Annotated in this window: 21 protein-coding genes, 1 tRNA gene and 1 other RNA gene; 18 read left to right on the top strand and 5 right to left on the bottom strand. The window is 31.6% G+C overall.

Annotated elements, in window-relative coordinates; all coding sequences use genetic code 11:
* Positions 1-90 precede the first annotated feature (90 nt).
* The 3 genes from NSA50_RS13295 (at position 91) to NSA50_RS13285 (ending at position 1,595) form a co-directional block, all read left to right on the top strand.
* Positions 91-333: a hypothetical protein gene (locus NSA50_RS13295; protein ID WP_257445744.1), complete on the top strand. Its 243-nt coding sequence runs from the start codon at positions 91-93 to the stop codon at positions 331-333.
* Between the two features lie 120 nt (positions 334-453).
* Entirely contained in the window at positions 454-654 is a 201-nt protein-coding gene (locus NSA50_RS13290; RefSeq protein WP_257445742.1) for a hypothetical protein, read from the top strand.
* A 272-nt stretch (positions 655-926) separates the two neighbouring features.
* Positions 927-1,595 (top strand): hypothetical protein, encoded by a 669-nt coding sequence (locus NSA50_RS13285; protein ID WP_257445740.1) that lies wholly within the window; start codon positions 927-929, stop codon positions 1,593-1,595.
* A gap of 345 nt (positions 1,596-1,940) precedes the next feature.
* On the opposite strand, the gene NSA50_RS13280 is transcribed toward NSA50_RS13285, so the two are convergent.
* Positions 1,941-2,417 (bottom strand): type II toxin-antitoxin system PemK/MazF family toxin, encoded by a 477-nt coding sequence (locus NSA50_RS13280; protein WP_257445738.1) that lies wholly within the window; start codon positions 2,415-2,417, stop codon positions 1,941-1,943.
* Between the two features lie 504 nt (positions 2,418-2,921).
* Between NSA50_RS13280 and NSA50_RS13275 the strand changes: the two genes are divergently transcribed.
* From NSA50_RS13275 to ffs, 9 genes are all read left to right on the top strand, one after another.
* Positions 2,922-3,587: a helix-turn-helix domain-containing protein gene (locus NSA50_RS13275; protein ID WP_257445736.1), complete on the top strand. Its 666-nt coding sequence runs from the start codon at positions 2,922-2,924 to the stop codon at positions 3,585-3,587.
* Between the two features lie 1,054 nt (positions 3,588-4,641).
* Positions 4,642-5,214 (top strand): recombinase family protein, encoded by a 573-nt coding sequence (locus tag NSA50_RS13270; RefSeq protein ID WP_257445734.1) that lies wholly within the window; start codon positions 4,642-4,644, stop codon positions 5,212-5,214.
* A 589-nt stretch (positions 5,215-5,803) separates the two neighbouring features.
* The gene (locus NSA50_RS13265) at positions 5,804-6,103 is read left to right on the top strand and encodes a hypothetical protein (protein WP_257445732.1); all 300 of its coding nucleotides are present in this window, start codon (positions 5,804-5,806) and stop codon (positions 6,101-6,103) included.
* 14 nt (positions 6,104-6,117) lie between these two features.
* Positions 6,118-6,753: a hypothetical protein gene (locus NSA50_RS13260; RefSeq protein ID WP_257445730.1), complete on the top strand. Its 636-nt coding sequence runs from the start codon at positions 6,118-6,120 to the stop codon at positions 6,751-6,753.
* Positions 6,754-6,834: 81 nt separating this feature from the next.
* Positions 6,835-9,648 carry a phage tail tape measure protein gene (locus NSA50_RS13255; RefSeq protein WP_257445720.1) on the top strand — a complete coding sequence of 938 codons (2,814 nt, stop codon included), beginning with the start codon at positions 6,835-6,837 and terminating at the stop codon, positions 9,646-9,648.
* Between the two features lies 1 nt (position 9,649).
* Positions 9,650-9,847: a hypothetical protein gene (locus NSA50_RS13250; RefSeq protein WP_257445718.1), complete on the top strand. Its 198-nt coding sequence runs from the start codon at positions 9,650-9,652 to the stop codon at positions 9,845-9,847.
* A gap of 5 nt (positions 9,848-9,852) precedes the next feature.
* The gene (locus NSA50_RS13245; RefSeq protein ID WP_257445716.1) at positions 9,853-10,242 is read left to right on the top strand and encodes a hypothetical protein; all 390 of its coding nucleotides are present in this window, start codon (positions 9,853-9,855) and stop codon (positions 10,240-10,242) included.
* A gap of 338 nt (positions 10,243-10,580) precedes the next feature.
* Positions 10,581-10,670: transfer RNA gene (locus tag NSA50_RS13240), tRNA-Ser, on the top strand.
* Positions 10,671-10,673: 3 nt separating this feature from the next.
* An RNA gene (ffs, locus tag NSA50_RS13235) (signal recognition particle sRNA large type) lies at positions 10,674-10,935 on the top strand.
* 261 nt (positions 10,936-11,196) lie between these two features.
* Here the strand turns inward: ffs and NSA50_RS13230 are convergent.
* From NSA50_RS13230 to NSA50_RS13215, 4 genes are all read right to left on the bottom strand, one after another.
* Positions 11,197-11,679, bottom strand: a complete 483-nt coding sequence (locus NSA50_RS13230) for a dihydrofolate reductase (protein ID WP_195266085.1) — start codon at positions 11,677-11,679, stop codon at positions 11,197-11,199.
* Between the two features lie 2 nt (positions 11,680-11,681).
* Positions 11,682-11,996 (bottom strand): thymidylate synthase, encoded by a 315-nt coding sequence (locus tag NSA50_RS13225; protein ID WP_257445714.1) that lies wholly within the window; start codon positions 11,994-11,996, stop codon positions 11,682-11,684.
* Between the two features lie 239 nt (positions 11,997-12,235).
* Positions 12,236-13,255 (bottom strand): NUMOD3 domain-containing DNA-binding protein, encoded by a 1,020-nt coding sequence (locus NSA50_RS13220; RefSeq protein WP_257445712.1) that lies wholly within the window; start codon positions 13,253-13,255, stop codon positions 12,236-12,238.
* Between the two features lie 115 nt (positions 13,256-13,370).
* A complete protein-coding gene (locus NSA50_RS13215) occupies positions 13,371-13,916 on the bottom strand; it encodes a thymidylate synthase (RefSeq protein WP_243242189.1) in 546 nt (181 codons plus the stop codon).
* A 182-nt stretch (positions 13,917-14,098) separates the two neighbouring features.
* Between NSA50_RS13215 and NSA50_RS13210 the strand changes: the two genes are divergently transcribed.
* From NSA50_RS13210 to NSA50_RS13185, 6 genes are all read left to right on the top strand, one after another.
* Positions 14,099-14,362, top strand: a complete 264-nt coding sequence (locus NSA50_RS13210) for a ribosomal protein L7/L12 (protein WP_257445710.1) — start codon at positions 14,099-14,101, stop codon at positions 14,360-14,362.
* A gap of 494 nt (positions 14,363-14,856) precedes the next feature.
* Positions 14,857-16,476: a DNA polymerase III subunit gamma/tau gene (gene dnaX / locus NSA50_RS13205; RefSeq protein WP_257445708.1), complete on the top strand. Its 1,620-nt coding sequence runs from the start codon at positions 14,857-14,859 to the stop codon at positions 16,474-16,476.
* 148 nt (positions 16,477-16,624) lie between these two features.
* Positions 16,625-16,969, top strand: coding sequence for a YbaB/EbfC family nucleoid-associated protein (locus NSA50_RS13200; protein ID WP_195266700.1), 345 nt, complete (start codon positions 16,625-16,627; stop codon positions 16,967-16,969).
* A 165-nt stretch (positions 16,970-17,134) separates the two neighbouring features.
* Positions 17,135-17,731: a recombination mediator RecR gene (gene recR, locus NSA50_RS13195; RefSeq protein ID WP_195266702.1), complete on the top strand. Its 597-nt coding sequence runs from the start codon at positions 17,135-17,137 to the stop codon at positions 17,729-17,731.
* Positions 17,732-17,752: 21 nt separating this feature from the next.
* Positions 17,753-19,288, top strand: a complete 1,536-nt coding sequence (gene cls / locus NSA50_RS13190) for a cardiolipin synthase (RefSeq protein WP_257445705.1) — start codon at positions 17,753-17,755, stop codon at positions 19,286-19,288.
* 79 nt (positions 19,289-19,367) lie between these two features.
* On the top strand, positions 19,368-19,625 hold the full coding sequence (locus NSA50_RS13185) for a DUF2508 family protein (RefSeq protein WP_195266706.1): 258 nt from the start codon (positions 19,368-19,370) through the stop codon (positions 19,623-19,625).
* Positions 19,626-19,663: the final 38 nt, after the last annotated feature.

Below are 19,663 nucleotides of genomic sequence, written 5' to 3'. Positions count from 1 at the left end.
AGCAAATACAATAAACTAATATATGGAAAAGTATCACAAGATAGGCTATAATGTCTAATAGGAGGTGAGATAATGTCAAAAAATAAAACAATGGTAATCTATACACTAGAAAACGGTAAGTATCACGCTTACATTACAGGTATGAACTTATACGTATCTGATTACAATACACTAGAAGAGTGCGAGGTAAGTGTAGCCGAGGAGTTTAAGAGAACACTAGAACCGTGTACTATAGAGCAGACAGCTAACCAACTAAAGAGATACTTTGAGGACGGAGACGAGGATATACAGACTATAACTGATATAGTTAAAATAGATATAGTGGAATGTTAAGAGCTAAGGCTGTAAAAAAGAATACAGCTTATGGCTCTTTTCGTACGTTTTGGGGGTGATACGGAATAGCGTATCAGTATTAAATAAAAGGATTAATAAAGGTAATGGAGGACTCTAACTATGACTAGGGAAGAATTGATATTTGAGGTGACTGAGAGTATGTGTAAGGGGGGTGGAGTAGGTGATATAGACTATGCTACTTTGATAGTAGATAGACTATTAAGTAAAAGTCTTAATGAGAAACAAGTTAATGAGGTGTTAAATAATTTAAGTAAGGGACGGGGAGTACAAAATACCCTAATATTGATAGAAAGTTTTTAGAAGTATAATAGGAGCTTAACATCTCCTTTTATTATATTTAAACTTGAATATTAATAATCAAATTTACTGGAAATATATGCTGTTCTAAATACTGATACTAGTTGTACCAAATACTGAAACGTAAGTACATATATATAACTGTACTATTATTTCTATAGATATATAGTACTATATGTACCAATAGCTGTAACAAGCTGTATTTACTAATATGTAACCTATATAAAATATATCTAGTATTATCTACTGAGATTATTTTAGGAGGTAGTAAACATATGAATACAGTACATAAGACAAATAAACTAACGTATAAAAGAGAGGAGATAGGAGAGAGGTTAGCCGTATTAATAGAGTTGAAAAATACTATAGGCTACAGCGTGGTAGAGCTTACAGGGGTTCTAGGATATAAGGGAGACCTAGTATATAAAGCTCTAAAGAATGAGTTACCAGTATCAGATGAAATGTATAACAGAGCGAGAGCCTTAATAACTCTTAATAAATTACAGCCAGTAAAGGGTAGAGAGCAGGAATTTAAAGACAGAGTATTAATAGCCCTAGAGATAGAAAAAATCATAGGAGCTGAGGGACTGGCTAAGAGGCTAGGCGTACCAACTAAGTATATAGAGAATATTAACAACGGTAAGAAGTTAATAGGAGACCATTTACACATATATTTATTAAAAATATTAGAAGAAGTCAAGCACCAGCAGGAGCAGGAGAGAGAGGAGAGGAGGCTCGCTAGGATATTTAAAATATCAGACGTAATAGAGGAGCTAGTAGAGGACATTAACAGGCTGGAGCTATCAGAGGATATAGAAGACATAGAGGATTATTATAGCAAAATAAACAATAAGAAAAGGACTATTAAAAGGTTGAGAGAGTTGGAGGCTAAAGGAATAAAAGAGGTTACACCTAATGGCTCAGGGTATCAGGCTATTAGATAGTACAAAAAGAAATATTAAGGAGCTATATCAGGCTCTTTTTTTTATAAAAAAAATAAAAAGCTACCCTTTTCAAGGTAGCTACAAACCTAATCAAAAGATTAGTCTCTAACGGCTACGACTAGGTAACCAAACATAGTCTTAATATAGAGTATGCTCATAATAACAAAAAGAATACAATTTTTTTAAAATAAATAAAAAAGGAGCTAAAAAGCCCCCTTAACAAAACCTAACCTAAAGTTAGTCTCTAACGACTGCGACTAGACAGTCAAACATAAACAAATTGAATGACAGTACGTCATTTATACTATTATATTAACACATATACTAATACAGGACAAGCTTTTTTTAATAACCTAATGCAAATAATATTCTCTTTTTTATTTCATCTAAGTCCTTAGTATCAATATTCCCCAAGTGGTCTAAAAGTCTTATTTTATCAAGATTTCTAATATCCTCGCACTTTACACAAGAGGTATCTCTTAAAAATGGATACTTAGATTTTTTTAACAAATAGTGATTTTTATACTGAGGATATTCTATTCCTTTAGAGACATAGCTTTTATATTTAGTGGATAATGGTATTACAACAACATTATCGCCAGTATTAAGGTTATTACGACTTATAACTAAGCAAGGTCTCTTTTTGTTCTTTTCTCCCCCTATATTGCCTGTCCCTAACTCTACATTAAAAATACCACCTCTAAAAGCCTCTTTAGTGATGCTATTTTCTTTATTATAATGTTTTAGTTCTATAAGCTCTATTTTTCTAGATAACCAGTATCCAGCATTTCTGATGTTATCTTCTTTATTCCATTTAGTCATACGCTGTCCTCCCTTTTTAATATAATACTGTACTAGTTTACTACTTTATGGAATACTTTACAAAGTATTTATTAAGATAATATGTATATATGTAACGAACTATATATTTTTTTAGTATTACTATATGTAAGCTAAACTAGACTTACTAACTATCATCAATTGACCTTTTATTAATAATCTTATGGGTTGGCTTTTATAGCTAGCTCTTTTTTATTCTTTAGGAAATTATGTTTTTTTCAAATCTGTGGATAACTTCATTATGACGATAAAACTCATAGTTCACGAAGTGGATTTTTTTATATAAAAAATAAGCTCAAATCTTTATATATAGCCATTTATACAGTTTTTAAAATTTGAAATAATAAATGTATAAAATATTTCTATGTCTGTAAAATTTCTAGAAATATATTTTTTAATATAGAGGTCATATTATACAGCTGTAACAGCTCTAGCAGATAAGCAGTATTAATCATTATAAGATTTTTAAATACTAGGAGGCTTACAATGAATAGAGAGAGTAGAGCAAGAGCAAAGACATATAAAGAAAGTATTTATATACTAAAATATGACCAACTTAGGAGAATGAGAATAGATAGGGGGCTAACAGTTGAGGAGGTAGCTACTGGTACAGGTATAGACATAGATAGATATAAAAGAGCTGAGAGAGCGGTAAAGGCTGACAGTGAAATATATCTAACTGAGACAGAAGTAAAAGAGATATATAAATATTTTAATAGCTTTACTACTTTAGAGTTATCACCTTTAACATTTAAATTAATATTAGCCAGCAGATACAATATAGATAGTCTTCTACTAGAGCAGGAGCTACAGGAATTTATTTGTTTAAAGGTACAAACCGAGGAGATAGAGGAGCTAGTTATGCAGACATTAACAGATAGACAGAGACTAATATATACCCAGCTTTTTATATTGGGATATACTCAAACTGAGATAGCTAAATGGTTAAATATCACTAAGCAGGCTATTAATAAGGCTCTAGGCGTAATTAATACTAAGATAGACTTAGCTATTTTCTTATATAATACGGAGCTGGATAAAGGCGAGATATTGAAGGAACTGGAGTCTCTAGGTAGAGGTAAGAGGAAACGTAAGAAGAAAGTAGAAACTACAGAGACCACGGAGGGAACAGGTAACACAGGAGGGCTATAGTAGCTCTCTTTTTTATGAGGAAAATATAGAAAAATTTTAAAAAAGTTATTTAAAAAGGTTGACTTTTAGGGTTTCTCACGTCCTTATAGTTAGAGATATGGGGGAACTATTAAAGGAGGGGGCAATAATAGAAAATAACTTTAATACTGGCATAGAGGTAACTAGTATAACTGTCTAGCTGTAGAACTGTATAACCGTTAAGAATTATCTCGCACAGCTCGATAATTGGGCTAACGCCCCTCATACTAATATAACCGTTTAAGTAATCTCTAAACTGTCTCTAAACACGTGGAAGAGCCGTAAGGCTATGCAAGACCGTCAGGTCTTTAGAAACGGTTAAACAGTTACTAATACAGTTGCTACAATATAACAGCAATAATGTAGGCATACAGTAAGATACTAGTTAATACAGCTTTATACAGTTATTTACTAAACAGATATAGAGTATTAGAAAGGCAGATAATACGCGTTATTACTATATTACTAGCTTAATTAAAATATGGGGCAGAGGCGACTAATGCGAGCCGTAAAAAATCAGGGAGCGAGATACCTAGAGGGCTAGAGATACTCAAAGAGCGACACAGTAGCATTAATTGTATATTAATAGTATATATTACATAATAGTAAATTATATAAGGTACCATCTAGAGCAGTAAGAGCCTCAGGGCTATAGGAGACTAGTAAGAGCCTAACACTATCCTAGACCATTACAGAGACCAGCAGAGCCACAAGCTCCAATATAGCTAATTTAATTATTATATCTAGTCTAATATATCCCTTAGCTGTTTTATTCATAGTATAGACCTCCTTTATTTATAGTTATATCCTGAATTATTGATAGCTTTTTAATATTCTAGTATGTAAATTTAGAGTATATCCATTTTTACAAGTGTCTACAGGTTTAAAAGTTGTAAATTTAAAATTATTTTCCTATTTATTTTACAGAATGTAAAGAGAGTTCTTGACTTTATTTTTACAATATCTTATAATAAATAATGTAGTCAGGACACGGCACCAGCTGAGAGACACGACACAGACACAGGAGGCGTATAAAATGAATATAGCATATGTAAGAGTATCAACAATAGAACAGAATGAGGCTAGACAGCTGGAGGGACTAAAGAGCTACAATATAGATAAATGGTTTATCGAAAAAGTATCAGCTAAGGACACTAATAGACCTGAATTAAAAGCAATGTTAGATTATGCAAGAGAGGGAGACACTATTTATATATGGGATTTTTCAAGACTGGCAAGGAGTACTAAAGACCTTTTAGAACTTACAGAGCTTATGGAGAAAAAGGGTATAGTACTAAGAAGTATAAAAGAGAATATAGACACTAGTACGCCTACAGGTAAACTAATGTTAACTATGATAGGAGCAATTAACGAGTTTGAGCGTATGAACTTACTAGAGAGGCAGAGAGAGGGAATAGCTCTAGCAAAGGAGCGAGGAGCCTACAAAGGACGTAAAGCTGTAGAGATAGACAGCAGATTTATAGAGGAATACAACAGATATTTAGCTAGGGAAATTAATAAGAGCCAGCTAGCTAAGATATTAGAAGTATCGAGACCAACGCTAGACAAACTAATAAAAGAATATACAGAGAATAAAGAGGAGTTTTAAGCTCCTTTTTTTGTTGCTATTTTTTGAGTATTAATATTCAAGTTTAGAGCTGTAATTACAAGAGCTTTTAAGGGCTTAATTTAGAGCTTTTAAATACTTTTATAAATTAATAAATAAAATTAAAGACCTGAAAAAATAGAGCTAAATAGAGCCATAAAATGTGAGCTGAAAATAATAGTAAAAATTTTTTTAAAATTTCCTTGTATAAAAAAGTAGTATGCTCTAGTTGGTTAGATAATGGGGGAGGGGGAGCAGGGGTAGATATTCTCAAGGTAAAGCCTATTGAAAATATCTACAGTAAAAAATACTTTAACTACCAGTAATTACCTTTAAAGAGTTATTTCTTAGTGTTTACTCAGTATATACTTATAAAATTAAGTTAGTCGTACACTAGATAGTAGACGGGGTAAAATATTTAATACCCTGTGTTTATATGGTTTTATGGTTTATTTTTATCAATAAATTATAAGTAATTCAGGAGCTACGGAGCTACGATAAAGGTACTCCAATGGCTCCTATATTATTTTTAAATATCTATTCGATATAATAGTACGACATTGTTAGAAGTATGGAGGAGTTATATTTTTATATGAATATACAAGAGATACAAGAAAAAAGAAAAGTAGGGAGACCAAGAAAAGAGGAACCGTTTATCTTTTTTGACGAAAAAATGGTTAGAGCATTAATATTTTACGAAAAGACTAGTATTAGGAAAATGAGCATAAAGCTTGGGTATAATCCCAGTTATCTAAGTATTTTCCTAAGAGCTAGAAATAAATATGAAATAACTATGGAGCTAAACCGTAGATTAAATGATTATATAAGGTCAGTAGGCTACAGCGTGGAAATGTTACAAGAAATGAGAAGAGACTTAGAAAAGTATATGTAAGTTGGAGGTATAAAATGAGCTGTATTAATAAATTTACTGAGGTACAAAATAAAATAAATGAGCTTGATAGTGCTGTAATGGAGTGCGAGGCTAAAGTTAGAGAGTTACAGGCTAAGGAAATGGCTTTAGTAGCTAGAGAAAAGGCTTTAACGTCAAAAAGTTTGACAGCTAAAGACATTGAAGAGCTAGAAACTATTAAATTAGAGCAAAAGGAATTAGCTGAGGAGCTGAGAAAAGCTGAGGCTCACAAGGTAGAGGTTGAGTATATGGCTATGAGTTTATCTAAGAGTTTATTAACCTCTTTTGGTGCGAGTATGGAAAATGAGGCAGGTAATAGGATATCAACTGAGTATAGCAAAGAGCTGAGAGTTGAATTTAGTAAAAAAGCTAGCCCTAAAGTGGCTAAGTTATGCAGATTATTAGCAGAAGTTGGACAGGCATACGAGGACATAGAGGCTTTAGAGTGTGAGTATAAAGCTCATACTGGATTAATAAATGCTTTTTTAGCTGATAAATGCAACAGCATAGGTACTTATAGCTCGGACTTTTTTAATACTAGTGCTGATTTAAAGGCTAAGTATTTGGAAATAGTACCAGCTAAAACAAGAAATTTTATAAGTAATCTGAACGCTCCTATATATAGGTACTAAAAATAAATAACTATTAGAGACATAAGAGACAGTATCAAAAGCTGTCTCTTTTTTATTTAACAAAAGATAAGGAGGAAAACAATGGCTAGTAATGATATTTTAGTAACCCTTAGGGCTGATATGAAAGACTTACAAAACTCTTTAAATACCCTACAGGATAACCTTAAAGGTGCTGAAAATAACACTAACGGACTATCTAATACACTAGGTAAGATAGGTAAGATAGCAGGCTTTACTGTTATAGGTAAGCAGGTCTTAGACTTAGGTAAGGATATAGTAGAGACTGGTAAGAGCTTTGAGTATGAAATGAGTAAAGTACAAGCTATCTCAGGGGCTACTGGAGACGACTTTACAGCCTTAACTAATTTAGCTAAAGAGCTAGGCTCTACTACTCTGTTTAGTGCCTCAGAGGCGTCTCAGGGTATGCAGTACTTAGCTATGGCAGGATGGAAAACTCAGGACATTATGGCAGGTCTACCAGCTATACTAGATTTATCTATAGCCTCAGGTAGCGACCTAGCAAGAGTAGCAGATATAGCCAGCGACGCTATGACAGGCTTTGGTATGCAGGCTAACGAGGCAGGACATTTCGCTGACGTACTAGCATATGCAAGCTCTAACGCTAACGTAAACGTAGAGTTATTAGGTGAGGCGTTTAAGTACGTGGCTCCATTAGCTCAAACTACTAACCAATCTATGGAGACTGTAACTGGTGCTATCTCTAAATTAGGGGACGCTGGTATTAAGGGTAGTATGGCTGGTACAGCTTTAAGAGCTATCCTAAACAGATTAGCTACAGCTCCTAAGCCAGTAGCTCAGGCTATGAACGAGTTAGGGGTAGAAATTTACGACCAAGACGGTAAAATGAGAAACCTTAACACTATCATAGGCGACGTGTCTAGAGCTATGGTTAATATGACTGACGAGGAGAAAAACCAGTATAGTACTATGATAGCTGGTACTGAGGCTCTTAGTGCTTGGAACGTATTAATGGGCGTTGGTGAGGAAGGTCTTAACAGCTTTGCTAAGGAATTAGAGAACGCTGACGGCTCAGCTAAACAAATGGCTGATACTATGGGAGATAACCTTAAAGGCTCTATGGATAACTTAGAGAGTGCTATGGAAGGTCTAAAGATAGCTATTTACGATAAGATTAAGGAGCCTTTAAGAGCCGTAGTAGACGGTATTACTGAGACTATTGACTGGATAATGAATTTAGATAAATGGTTTAACGACCACAAAGGTACTGTCATAGCCCTAGGTAGTGCTTTTCTTATCTTAACAGCTGGTATAGCTGGATTTAATTTGTATCTAAAGTCAGGAGCTATTATAGGAGGACTTACTAGTTTAGGCAGTACATTAAAAGATACTATAAGAATTGTAAAAGGTCTAAACGTAGCATTTTTAGCTACCCCTGCTACGTGGATAGCTATGGGTATTATGGCTATTGCATTAGCTGGTGTAGCTCTTTGGAAGAACTGGGACACAGTAAAAGCTAAATGTATTGAGGTGTGGGGAGCTGTTAAGGACTTCTTTTCTCAAACGTGGGACGCTATCAAGACTAAGGCGTCTGAAATGTGGAACAGCTTTAAAGAGTGGATAAGTGGAATATGGAACAGCATAAAAGAGACAGCCGTAAATATTTGGACTGGTATAAAGAATTTCTTTTCTATGATATGGGAGGCTATAAAGACTGTAGTAACTACATACTTAGAAATGGTTAAAGCCTATATAACAGCAGTATTTACAGTAATTAAGACTATAGTAACTACTATATGGAACGCTATAGTAGCTGTCTTTGAGTGGGTATGGAGTAAGATAGGTGGAATAGTAACAACAGCTCTAGGAGTGATTAAGTCTGTAATTACTTTTGTATTACAAGGTATTATGATTTTAATTGCTATGATATGGACTGCTATTAGTGGAATATTCCTTACAGCGTGGAACTTTATTAAGGATACAGTAACAGCTGGTATCAACTATGTTAAGGAAAAAATCACAGCAGGCTTTACAGCTGTTAAAAACTTTATAACTCCTATATGGGAGAGCATAAGTAACTTCTTTAAAGAAGTGTGGACTGCTATAAAGACTACCTTTACTAATTTTATCAACTCAATTAAAGACTATATCACTACTAAATTTAATGAAATTAAGAGCTGGATAGTAGATAAGTGGAACTCTATTAAACAGTATTTCTCTGACGTTTGGGAAGGTATCAAGTCTATAATAAGGTCAGCTATTGATAGCGTTAAACAGACTGTAACTGATAAATTCAATCAAGTTAAAGCCTTTATATCTAGCATATGGGAAGGTATTAAGTCAGCTACTCGCTCAGCGTGGGAGTTAGTTAAGGCTTATGTAGTAAACCCTGTAATAGATATTAAAAATAAGGTAATGTCTGCTTTTAACAGTCTTAAAGACGGAGTAATAGGAGTATGGAACGGTATTAAATCAGGTATAGTTGGAGTTATAAATGGTATTATCAGAGCCATAAACGGTATGATAGGAGCTATGAATAAGTTCAGCTTTGACGTCCCTGACTGGGTGCCAATAATGGGAGGTAAGTCATTCGGCTTTAATATCCCTAAAATACCTGAGATTAGCTGGCACGCTAAAGGTGGTATCTTTACTAAACCAACAGTAATAGGTAATCACGGATTTGGTGAGGCAGGTAAGGAGGCTATACTACCGTTAGGTAAATTACCTCAGTTAATAGGTATGGATAAACAGCAGGAGCTAATAGATAAAATCTTAGCTGGTGAGGCTGGAGCTACTGGTGGAACTTCTATTCACATAGAACACTTTGAGAACAACAGAGAGCAGGACGTAGCACAACTAGCTAAAGAGTTAGAGTACTACAGACAACGCTACAACTTTAGTAAGGGGGTAAGATAATATGGCTTATAATAGGATAAGGGAGTGTGTAACCATTCTTGATAAGCTAAGAGACCTATTAAATACTAGAAACTATTTAGAGGACAGAATAGAAGGGTTAGAGTCTGATATAAACATTAATTATATCAGGCTCCAGCAGGTAAATGAGACAATAGAGATACTTAAAGAAAAATTAATACAAGAACAACAGGAGGTATAAAATATATGAATAATCAACTAGATATGAGTAAAGGATACGCTATACATACAGTAATTAGAGAGGCTAAAGAAAAGGCAAAGGGTAAAAGCTCTTACAGTATTCCTTTAATGACTGAGCTATTCCCAGCTACTACAGAGGAGACTATTAAGGAGCAAGACGATATTAAAAAGACTGTAAAGGAATTAGAAAGCCGTAGAGGAAAGCTTACTAATATGGAGCTTGCAGAGCTTAACAGATTAAAGAGTAGAGAGCTGGCATTAACTAGACATTTAATGTCATTAGGATATAAAGAAAAGGAGCTACAGGCTCAACAAATAGAACAAGCTGAGATATTAGAGATATTAAAGGCTCAGGGAGTAGAGATTACAGCTGAGGAGCTAGTACACTACTTATAAGAGCTAATAATATAAAGTAATATATATAAGAGCTGTATAAATAGGTAGGTAATACCTGTTATATGGCTCTAATTTTTTTATCTTTTTTGCGAATATAGTAGCGTCCTCTCTGTTAGAAAAATAAATTTTAAAAATGATACAGGCTAGTATTTACAGGGCGTAGAGCTAGATTAAGTCTTCTTTTTTATTATACAGTAAATACTTAATTGACAGGTAAGCTACCCTATGTTAGAATGGGAGAGTAAAAAAGTAAAGTAGAGTAGTATATATCGTAAGTACTTACTGAGTACTAGTGAAGGCATAAAATGCTTAAACTATTGGTATTACTAGTCTGATATGGAGAGATGTCCGAGTGGTCGAAGGAGCACGCCTGGAAAGCGTGTATAGGGGAAACTCTATCAGGGGTTCAAATCCCCTTCTCTCCGCCATAGCCGTGCTAGATGGGGAGTCAGCGGTGCCCTGTAACCCGCAATCCGCTATAGCGGGGTTGAATTCCTAGCCTAGGCTTTAATCTGTAGGGTCTGCCTATGCAAGTGGTGTTGATGGCAAGGTCCCATACGACGTAAGTGCGTGAACCTCGTCAGGTCCGGAAGGAAGCAGCGATAAGCGATTACTGCGTGTGATATGGATCAATCTTGTCAGAGCTAACTACATAGTAACGCCTATAGATTACTGTCGAAGCTAGGTGCACGGTTTTAATTTTTAGGCCTTTCTAACCAAAAGAAGGGTTTTTTTAATGTAAAGCGCAGAAAATAAATGTTTAATTATTACATAGAATATTTATTTAATTAAAGGTTACTCTTCAATAGGATTAACATACAATAGGACAAAGAAAGCGAGGGCATTCCTTATGGAATACCCTCGTTTTCTTTATTATTTAAAGATGTTATCTATGTGCTAACTAAACAACTATAAATTACAAATTACTGACTTAATAAACCATGATTTACTTTATTAATCCTTTTTTGTATAAATCGTAAATATATGAGGATGCTTATGGTTTATATTTTCTTTGTGGCAAATACTTTCTGATATTTCCCATTCATCTGTAATTTCCGGGAAATATGTATCAGCTTCAAATTCATCAAAAATATGAGTAATATAAAGTTTATCTGCATATGGAAGCAGTTGATTATATATGCTAGCACCACCACATATAAAAGTTTCTTCTTTAGAATTTAATAATTTTAACAATTCTTCAATAGAATTAACTACTATAGCATCCTCTAATTTTATGTCTTTTGTAGTAAGAACAATATTTCTTCTATTAGGTAATGGTCTTTTAGGTAATGACATATATGTGTTATAGCCCATTACAATTGTATGACCATCAGTTACTTTTTTAAAATATCTTAAGTCTTCAGAAATATGAGCAAGGAGTTTATTTCCATTACCTATTCCTCTATTTTTATCCATAGCTACTATTAAACTAATCATAATTATATCCCCAATTCGAATTTTAATTGTGGTTTAACAGGTTCATAATCTACCATTTCAAAGTCATCAATAGTAAAATCATAGAAATTTGTTTTACCTTCTTTAAGAATTAATTTAGGTTGTTTATTACTAGGAGTTCTTGCTATTAATTCTTTTGCTTGTTCTACATGCCTATCATAAATATGTAGATTATCAACAACGTGCATAAACACTCCAGGTTTTAAACCAACATGCCTTGCTACCATCATCATTAATGAAACATATTGAATTTTATTAACATGGCCTGCAACGCAATAATCGCTTGACAAAATATTCATATAAGCTCGCTTCTACTTATACAGTTCTCTTATGAACTTCTATATATCGCTATATAGTTTAGACTATATCATATTCTTAAAAACTTTTACCGTTTTTAAGAACCCTATCGTTTCGATTTAAAAGGTCTTATTCACTCATTGCCTTACCTCATAACATTAGGCTCTACTCTACTCACTTCTTTGAATTATATTTCTTAATTCAAATGTTTTCGATAGTCGTTTGGCATTTATGCATATTCTTATTGATTTATATAATAAAAATCTTTCCATTTTTCTTTTTTTGAATCACATCTATATTTTAGTGCATTTGAACTTTTCATATTATATTTACTTAAAGCTTCTTGCACAGTAAGTATTACCCCTTCACAATATACTTTTTTTTCTTTTGTAATGCCTATAAGATTTGAATTAAAGTTACATTCATTTTCATATATAGTATAATTATTAATATTATCATGAGTCTTATCGAAATAATAAAATTCACTGAATTTATTAGTTTTGGATTTAATTCTTGTTATTATTGCAGTAGATGTTACGTTATAAGTTTTTGCAGCTAGTCTTATACTTCTAAAATAATATCCTTCACATACTATAGGCTTCTGTTCTTCCAAACATTCTCTTCCTGTTAATACCTTACTAAGTCTAGCTTTTGTTTCTGGAGATAATGGGCCAAGTTGAATTCCCTTATTCCATGGAGTCCTACCTCTATTTATCTCACTAATCTTATTTCTTGTTTCCTCTGATAATTTCTTACCTTTATTAGCTTCACTTATTTTTTTGCTATGTTCTTCGGAAAGAGGAATTCCATATAGAGGACTATTTTTGCCCCTATTTTTAAAGTTGGGATTATTCTCTCCCTTTACTTTTTCTATACGCTCTAATCTTTCTTTTTCTGATAGGTTCGCCCAAATATTTTTGCTTGAATTCCTCATTTTCTCTACTATTTTATCTCTATTCGGATGATAAGAAATAAGATCTCCACCTGACGATTCTTTGCTTATGTTATATAGCGCTTCATCTGAATTTAGATAAGATAGCTCTAATTCACATACTTCCTTGAAATCTTTTATCTCATGTAATATTGTAAATATAAAATTTTCTTCATTATACTTATGATAACTTCTTTGCAAATAATAACAATGATGAATGCCTTTTCTTAAATCTTGAAAATGTCTTTCTTTTCTTTTCTTAGGATTATTAGTTCTTCCTATATATCTTTTATTAGTTATTATATTTCTGATTTCATAAATGTAATTCATTTTTTATTAATCTCCTTTTTAAAGAAGAATAGGCATTTTAGCACAGGATTGTCTTAATATTAAGAGTTTCCCTGTTTAGATAGGTTTGCTGTATGTATTACTATATACAGGCGCTCTAATAACGCTGAGTAAGGGTCATATCTAGATATTCATCTCTAACAGACCAAACAGTAAGAAAGGCGCAAGGATTTAAACCTGGTGTTTCTTCGAAGTCTGCATATTGATATAAATCTATAATATGTCTTCTAGTATATGGCTCATTTTTTAAGCCATTTAACAATTTGTTCATCAAATCATATTTTTTTACAGTAGCACCATATCTTTGACCAATTGTTCCTGTACCATTAACTTCCCAATCGCCCCACCAAGTGATGCCCATTTCTTCTAGCACTGATAGTTCATTTGAAGCTTTTTGATATATCCATAGAATTTCCTTTATTGCTGATTTCCATGCAACTGGTCTTAGTGTAGTAACAGGGAATTCACCTTTAGATATATCGTACTTTTCTACAACTTGATTTATATATATTGTGTGTGCGGGAGTGCCATCTTTATATTTAGGCCTTACTTTATGACCTTCTGTGCTTACTCCATTTGTAAGAATATCATTTAATGTCTCTTTAAATAACTTATCTGCTTTTGATATAAAATTTGTTGTCATAGGTTCACCTCTATATCTTAATTTCACCCCATGGGATGAACAGCTATATTATATCATAAGGAAAGTTATATAAAAAATAAATTACAGTATTCAAATTACACAATATGGAAATAGGTGTATAATTATATATGGGTATTTTAAATGTGAAAATTTAAATAGAGGTGATAAATATGGGGGATATTATGACTTGTATTTTATTAGTAATTATTGCATCGTTAATGACTTATGTTTCACAATTGAGAGAAGAAGTAATACAAATAAATAAAAAGTTAGATAAAGTAATTAAGCATTTAGGAATAGAAAATTATTCTAATATTGATGATGAACTAAGGGATATTATTTTAGAAAGAAGAGGAAAAATAAAAGCTATTAAAAGATATAGAGAACATACTGGATTAGGACTTAAGGAATCAAAAGAATATATTGATAATTTATGTGAGAAATAGATTCTATGTAATGAAAATAAATTTATATAAAAAAATAATATAGAAATTATTTAGGAACTCAAGTTTATCTTGGGTTCTTTTTGAAATTTAAAAATATATAGATAAATAAATGATAAAGTAAATAAATTTTAAATTTTACTAATAAAGGAATTAATATTATAATAATTGTAAAATAAGATTGTATATATAATTAAAGGTTAAAGGTAAAAATATATTATAAATACTTATTGGCTTTTATAAGTAAATATTATGTATCCTTAGAATATAATAACAAAAGATAAATGATTGTCTAAAATTTAACGAAAAATAATTACAGCATTTGTAAATTAAAATGTGAAGGTAATATTAACAAAATAAGATGCAAGTTTTTGTTGCGTGACTTGCATGTTGAAAAAATAAATATGAAGGATTCAAAATTAAAACTTTCAATCCTTCATTAATTCTCAGCTTTAGTTTATAATATAAGTAAATAATTAAATTTAAGGAATGATTTTATGGGATATACAGCTTTATATAGAGAATGGAGACCACAAAATTTTTATGATATTGTTGGTCAAGAACATATAACAACAACAGTTAAAAACCAAATATTAAATGACAGAATTGCTCATGCATATCTTTTTTGTGGAACAAGAGGAACAGGAAAAACAACAACAGCTAAAGTATTTGCTAAAGCTTTAAATTGCTTAGATTTAAAAGATGGAGAGCCATGTAATGAATGTGAAATGTGTAGAAAAATAAATGAAGGTTTAGCAATTGATGTTACTGAATTAGATGCAGCTTCTAATAATGGTGTTGATAAAATTAGAGATATTATAGATGACGTAAAGTATCCTCCTCAAGAGGCTAGATTTAAAGTTTACATAATGGATGAGGTTCATATGTTATCTACTGGTGCTGTTAATGCATTTTTAAAAACTTTAGAAGAACCTCCAAAGAACGTTATATTTATTTTAGCAACAACAGATCCGCAAAAGCTTCCAATTACTATTCTTTCAAGATGTCAAAGGTTTGATTTCAAGAGAATAAATAATAATGAAATCACAGAACGTCTTAGAAAAATAGTCAATGAGCAAAATGCCCTCGCAGATGATAAAAGCCTAAATTTAATTGCAAGAGTATCAGATGGAGCAATGAGAGATGCTTTAAGTATATTAGATCAAGCTATATCAATGGGAAATGGAGCAGTAGAGTATGATGTTCTTATAAACATGCTTGGACTTGTTACTAATGATCATTTGTTCAATCTTACTAATTCTGTAATACAAAGAAATGTAGAAAAATCTATCAATATAATAGATGAAGTTGTTTATGCTGGAAAAGATATTTATCTATTTATTAAGGATTTGATAGCTCACTATAGAAATATATTAATGGCTAAGGTTACTAATAATCCCGAAGAAGTATTAGATATGTCAGAAGAAAATATAGCATTAATAAAAGATCAAGCAAGTAAAATTAGAGCAGAAGAAGTAATGAGATATATAAGAATTCTTCAAGAAACCGAATCTAATGCAAAGATAAGCAAGCAAGCTAGGTTATATTTAGAATTAGCTGTTATTAAAATGTGTAAAATAGAATATGACACATCTAATGAAGTTATTTTAACTAGAATTAATAAGCTTGAAGAAGGATTAAAAAATGGTAGCCTTAAAGTGGTCAGTGCAGCATCTCCTAATAAAAGTGATGCCAAAAAAGAAGCTGTTACTAATAAGCCTAATAGAGAACAGCCAAAGCCTAGAAATAATGATATTGTAGCAAATGAAAACTCTAAGGTAACTTTAAATGATATTCAAAGATCATGGAAGGATATTCTAGAGAGATTTAAGGCAAGAAGAGCTATGATAGTATATGCATCAATGCTTACTGGAAAGCCAGTGGAATGTAAAAATGGTGTTTTAACTATTGAATATGAGGATCAATTTAAGTTTAATAAGGATAGATTAGAAAAGCCAGAGTACAAGGCAATAATACAAGAAGTATTAGCAGAAATTTTTAGAGAAGATATAAAAATTGTTTTTGAGGTTGAAGAAACATCAAGTAGTGAAAAGTCAACTGCAGATATGCTTTTAGAAACCTTAGGATCTGATATGGTAGATATATTAGATGAATAAAATTAAGTTATAATATATGCACATAAACAAAATGAAAAATAAGAATAATAAGAATGAAAATTAATGTAAATAGTATCTTAAATGTAGTAAAATAAAGAAAAATACTATATAATAAAGAATAGATTTTTATAATAAGGAGGATGTTTTTATGGCAAGAGGAGGATTTCCAGGCGGATTTGGTGGAGGAAACATGAATAACCTAATGAAGCAAGCGCAAAAACTTCAAAAGGATATGGAGCAAATGCAAAAGGATCTTGAAACTAAAGAGTTTGAAGCTTCAGTTGGCGGTGGTGCTGTAGTTGTAAAAGCAAATGGTAAAAAGGAAGTAGTTTCAATTAACATAAAACCAGAAGTAGTTGATGCAGATGATGTTGAAATGCTAGAAGATTTAGTTCTTAGTGCAGTAAATGAAGCATTAAGAAAAGCTGATGAAGAAAGCGCAAATAAAATGGGTAAATTAACTGGTGGAATGAATATACCAGGACTTTTTTAACAATTAATAATTAATAATTTGCATTGTTCGTAGTTTGCAATTAATAATTAGAAATTAATAAATAATGTTTAATTATTTATGAATGATTTATAAATAAAATTAAAACATAAAAAGGCGAATTTATTTCGCCTTTTTATGTATTTAAATTACGGAAAGGATGATTTTATGGATTTTTATCCAGTTGCTATAGAAAAACTTATTGAAGAATTTGCCAAGCTACCAAGTGTTGGCCAAAAGACAGCTCAAAGATTAGCGTTACATGTATTGAATCTTCCAGAAGATGAAGTTAAAGAGTTTGCAGATGCCTTGGTTAAAGCAAGGGGAACAATAAAGTATTGTTCAATATGCGGTAACTTTACAGATAAGGACCCTTGTGCAATATGTTCTAATCCAAATAGAGATAAAGATGTAATTTGTGTTGTAGAGCAACCTAAAGATATAATGACTATGGAAAAAGTTAAGGAATATAATGGATCATATCATGTATTACATGGAAATTTATCACCTATGCAAGGAAGAGGACCACAAGATATAAGGATAAGAGAATTAGTTGCAAGAATGAGCGCTGATGTTAAAGAGGTCATAATAGCAACTAACCCTAATATTGAAGGTGAAGCAACAGCAATGTATATATCTAGAATTTTAAAACCATTAGATATAAAAGTAACTAGAATTGCTTCAGGAATACCTGTAGGAGGAGACTTGGAATATGCTGATGAAGTAACTCTTTCAAAGGCATTAGAAGGTAGAAAAGAGATATAAATATAATTGAAAGGTGGATGTATGAGTAAGATATTAAAATTTTTATTTAGTAGAATGGCAATTGTTGGGCTACTTATTATTGTGCAATTATCAATTCTTATTTTTGCTATATGGAAGCTTTCTGAATCCTTCGTATATCTATATGTATTATTATTTCTAATAAGTATATTTGCAGTTATTTATATTGTTAGTACTAAGGATAATCCCTCTTACAAACTAGCGTGGACTATACCTGTACTTTTAGTTCCTGTTTTTGGTGGGCTATTTTATTTGCTTTTTGGATTAAGAAAAACTACTAAGAAATTTAGAGCCAGAATAACTAATATACACAACGAAACAGCTAAATTATTGATTCAAGATAAGGATATACTCAGTGAAATTGAAAAAGAAGATAAGGGAATTGCAAACCAAGTAAAATATTTAAATAAGTATGCAGCAAGTCCTATTTATAAAAATACTACTACAAAATATTTATCACCTGGAGAAGAGTTTTTTGAAAAGCTAAAAGAAGAATTAAAAAAAGCAAAGCATTATATCTTTATGGAATATTTTATAATCCAAGAAGGTGTGATGTGGGATAGTATTCTGGAAATACTAGAAGATAAGGTAAAAGAAGGCGTAGATGTAAGGTTAATATATGATGATATGGGATGCCTAAGAACACTTCCTTATAAGTATGACGAGAGGTTAAGGCAAAAGGGAATAAAGTGTTTAGTATTTAATCCATTTGTGCCATTTCTATCAGTTATAATGAATAACAGAGATCACAGAAAAATTACAATAATTGATGGTCATACTGCATTTACAGGAGGCATTAACTTAGCTGATGAATATATAAACGAAATAGTTAGATTTGGCCATTGGAAGGATTCTTCAATTATGATAAGAGGAGAAGCTGTCTGGAATTTAACTATGATGTTCCTTCAATCATGGCAATTTAATTGTGGTCAAAAAGAAGACTATGAAAAATATAAGCCATATGTGAATTATGATAAAGAGTTCGAAGGGGATGGATATGTTCAACCTTATGGTGATAGTCCTCTTGATGATGAAACTGTAGGGGAAAATGTATACTTAAATATTATAAATAAAGCAAAAGAATATGTTTATATAAATACACCATATTTAATAGTAGATAATGAATTAGTAACTGCTTTAACTTTGGCAGCCAAAAGTAGTGTAGAAGTTATAATAGTTACTCCACATATAGAAGATAAGTGGTATGTTCATATGGTAACAAGAGCATATTATGCTCAGCTTATAGAAGCAGGAGTAAAGATATATGAGTATACTCCTGGATTTATACATTCTAAGACATTTGTATCTGATGATGAAATAGGTGTTATAGGAACTATAAATATGGATTACAGAAGCCTTTATTTACATTTTGAATGTGGAGTTTTACTTTATAAGACAAAATCATTAATGGAAATTAAGAATGACTTCCTAGAAACTTTGAAGGTTTGTCAGTTGATAACAATAGAGGATTGCCATAGAATCAAATGGTCAAATAAATTTATAACAGCAATATTAAGAGTTTTTGCACCGTTAATGTAAGAAAAGTTAATAAATCCCGAATAATTTTGTTAAAAATTGGATAATATTTTAATATATAAATTATTTGGGAGGATAGAAAATGGATAAGAAAACCATTCTAGATTTATTGATGCAAAATGCGGAGAAAAATAAGATACAATACAGTGAGGATGACTTAGAGTTATTGAGTGCAATAAAAGATGCTATAACAGAAATGGAAGTAGCAAGATCATTATTTAATTCAGTAAGCGATCCTCAATTAATTGAACTAGCAATTCATGCAGAAGATGTAGCTAAAACTAGATATGATTATTTAATATCTATGGCTAAAAGAAGAGAATTAAGAAAAATAAACTAATATATAGGTATGCAATATATTAATATTATTGTTAAATA

The organism is Clostridium mucosae (genome assembly GCF_024622765.1).
In the GTDB taxonomy this organism is placed as follows: Bacteria; Bacillota; Clostridia; order Clostridiales; family Clostridiaceae; genus Clostridium.
Note: the sequence above shows the minus strand (reverse complement) of the source record. Positions and strands in the feature narration are given on the sequence as shown.